At 43.1% G+C, this 3,205-nt stretch carries 2 protein-coding genes and 1 pseudogene; all 3 read right to left on the bottom strand.

Going from position 1 to position 3,205, the window contains the following annotated elements; translation table 11 throughout:
• Window positions 1–431: pseudogene (locus tag QUB16_RS33075) on the bottom strand (DUF3854 domain-containing protein); the annotation flags it as partial.
• 586 nt (window positions 432–1,017) lie between these two features.
• The gene (locus QUB16_RS33070) at window positions 1,018–1,731 is read right to left on the bottom strand and encodes a hypothetical protein (protein ID WP_333322596.1); all 714 of its coding nucleotides are present in this window, start codon (window positions 1,729–1,731) and stop codon (window positions 1,018–1,020) included.
• A gap of 316 nt (window positions 1,732–2,047) precedes the next feature.
• The coding region (locus QUB16_RS33065; RefSeq protein ID WP_333322595.1) for a tyrosine-type recombinase/integrase at window positions 2,048–3,205 on the bottom strand (1,158 nt) is incomplete at its 5' end.

Here is a 3,205-nt window from a genome sequence, read left to right as displayed (position 1 = left end):
CCTGTAATCGCTTTTATGCAGCCTTCAGTGATGAGTAGATAAGGTTTGCCGTTAATGGTGAAGCATCGGGCTTTAAGCGCCTCTAAATCAGTCCAATACGCTTCGATTTCTGGATGATTGGCAAGGAAAGCGTCATATTCACCTTTCGGGGTACGGTACTTGGGAAGCTTTCCATCCTTTGAAGCCCACGGGGTAATCGGTCGGAGTTGCAATTGCTCCATCCCGTCACTGTAGAACACGATACAGGGTGATTTTGCTTCATATCCCAGTAATATCGTGGCTTTCGGGATATCCGCGCTCCCACAACTTGCGTACATCCAGTCGAGGGTAAGCTTGCGCTCGATTCTCAGATACTCTTGGTCGGCGGCACTAAGTAAAGATTCGTTGCGGGTAGTAGCAACAGTTTGAGAAATTGATGATACACTGTCCATAGCGGTTGTTCCTTTTGTAAGGGTGGATAACCGCTATCCCTGGTGTTAGTGATTGGAGACAATTGCCGTGATATACCCTTCCGGCAAGGGGACTCTCTAGGTTTGCTAGAAAAAGTCTAGAAAATAATGCTAAGTTGAAAATTAAGAAATATTTTGATTGTCTCCCGTTCACCTTTATCAGAGGTAGCGGGGCTTTTTTTTGCCTGCGGGTGCAATCGGGCAAATTCTGCTGTTGGAATTATAACCTACAACCAGATGGCAAATATCCCACAAATAATTGCTATATAACGCTATACTTCTTCTCGAACCCCTATAGGTTTAGGAATATTTTCTCGTACATTAAAGTCTATACAAAGCGAGAAAAATTTATACTGAATCTCACAAATACTTATACACAAGACGCATTTTCCTTACTTTGTATAACAGGCGCTTAAGTAAGTAAGTCCTTTTCCAGTCATAGCCGCCAATAATAGCCGCCCGTGATAGGCGGCCGTGATAAAAAATGAAGGCAAAAAGAAAAGCTAGAGTCACATCATCTGCATAGTGTGATTCTAGCTTTTTACTTTCCGTGCCTACCGATCGCGGATTAAAACTCAATCAACAAATCGTTTAGCTCTTGCCGTGTTGGTGGGAACTGTCCGCCGCGATCGTAATGGGTAAGCAACCGCTTATAGGTAATGCCCGATTTAAGGTCTCCGAAGTGTTTGGCGTAGGCATAAAGCCCTAATTCTTGTGTTTCCGCTACCATTGCAACCTTGTCCTTTGGGGCGGTACGTCGTTCCACTATCCGATAGTGTTGAGACATCCTCACCGATTCGGGTAGTGGCTCATATGCTTTTTTTGCGATCGCTTCTAAGCACGTTAGTACCCGTAGTACCTCGGTAGTAGCAGGCATCCAGCAAGCTAGCTTAAGCACGGCCCGTGGAGGGAGTAGGTAATTAAGGTGAGGCTTCCCTATCCAACAGATACCCAGTACAGGCTCTGAGTATTGTACAAATGTTTCCGGGCAAGCAAACAAACCATCCCCTACCAGTTGGGCTTCAAAGTTGCGAATCAACCTGTCGGTAGTTTTTGGCTCGACACCGTAAAGGGAGTCACACTGCTCTGGTAGTAGCACGGGGGCCTGGTAGTAGTACAGCCACGGCTTAACGCCAGTGCCGATATCAATGCAAGCAAAGGCCTCGGTGTGACGGATGTTATCAAATACGGCATCTCGATACCATCGTAGAGCAAGGGGCTTGTCCCACGAATAGTTAAGAGAAGCCGATCGTGGGGTATGTGGAGCGGACTGTTGTGACATAATAATGAAGCCAGAGGCTCTTAGACAGCTAAAGGCAAATACCCCGAAAGTGTTAGTAGCACCGTAGGGGTCTTTTGTTTCTTTGACGATCGCACCAAAAGTCACTTCAAGTCAAGTCGCAAAATCAGGCATATTTGGTCTTTTTCTAATCACAGCCGCCTGTTACGGGCGGCTAAGCCAGAAAATACACACAGATACTAGCAAGTACTCTCACTCACATCATGCACATAACTCGATTGAAGGTTTCCGGTTGCCGTGCCGTGCGATCGTACTGCCAAAAAAAAACCGCCCTTTTAAGGGGGCGGTAGTGGGAGAGCTAAACTTCTACAATTCTTGTTTTCTCACTTACTCCTAGGTAATGTCTGAGAATCACATCTACACTGTTACCGCAGGAAGTAGCAATATAGAGTAAAGCATTGTTATCGTGTTTATTAGCGTGTGCCGTAAGAGTTATGTAAGTATGGCGTGCATGATAAAGAGGTAAATATCCTGAAATCTTACCTTCTTCTACTAACTGAGTAACTACACCGGGATACGTGTAAACAACCTTAGTTCCATCACTCAATTCCTTAGAATTGTTAAACCCTCGCCATTTTTTAGCAATTGCTGACTGATGTCGATATTTTCCATCTTCATTAGGAAAAACTAAACTGTTTGAGCTTTCACTTTTTAACTTCATTAATAACTCCCTTAATCGAGAATTCTCACTAAAGTAAAAGAATCGCACATCTCCAGTTTTAGTCTCTTTGAGTTTTCTAGTTGTCACACCTAGTGACTTGCTAAATCGAATTAGATTTCGATCAAAGTCGATATCTCTCCAAACAAGAGGGATAGCTTCAGCAGTTCTACACCCAGTCAAAAAGTAAAACTCAATCAAGGGTGCATAATCTCTATCGCTTGCTTTTTCTGATTCATAAAAAGCCTTGATAATGATGTCACGCTCTTCTCTAGTAAAAGCACGTCTATCATCCTCTAAAGCTTTCTCATCTAATACCTCGTGCCATTCTTTCTCTACTCCATTAACAAGTTTAGAAGCGTACTTTTGTTGAGTTGTAATAGCAGGGGTACTAAATTTGTCAAGCGTAAAAGGGTTCTCAGTAGTCGGATTTACCAACATTCCCTTAATTTTTGAAAAATCAAAAGCTCGATTGAGTTCATTTATGAAATACGTCTTGCGAGACATCTTCATATTTTCTATTGCAATTAGAATGTTAGCCTTGTCATCCAATCGAAAAACAGATAAATCTGTTTCTGATTGGATGTGTTTGTTAGTTTTTCTGTCCCATACCTTACCCAAAAGAGTATTAGACATTGTTTTAAAAACATCTACAAAGGTTGACTCTTCAATTACTGTTTTCTTCCATTCAAGGTACGCTTCCCACATCTCCCCTACTGTGATTTCGGGTTCAGGCTGTTTAGTACCTGGTAGTTGCAGCACGTCAGCCAACTTGGCGTATTTACCGCCCCCTAAGCC

The sequence above is a fragment of the Microcoleus sp. D3_18a_C4 genome (assembly GCF_036702415.1).
Taxonomy (GTDB): Bacteria; Cyanobacteriota; Cyanobacteriia; order Cyanobacteriales; family Microcoleaceae; genus Microcoleus.
This window is presented reverse-complemented; position numbering and strand designations above follow the sequence as displayed.

Excerpts from the sequence above, each read along its gene's own strand:
- QUB16_RS33070 (WP_333322596.1), bottom strand. The coding sequence starts at position 1,731 with ATGTCACAACAGTCCGCTCCACATACCCCACGATCGGCTTCTCTTAAC.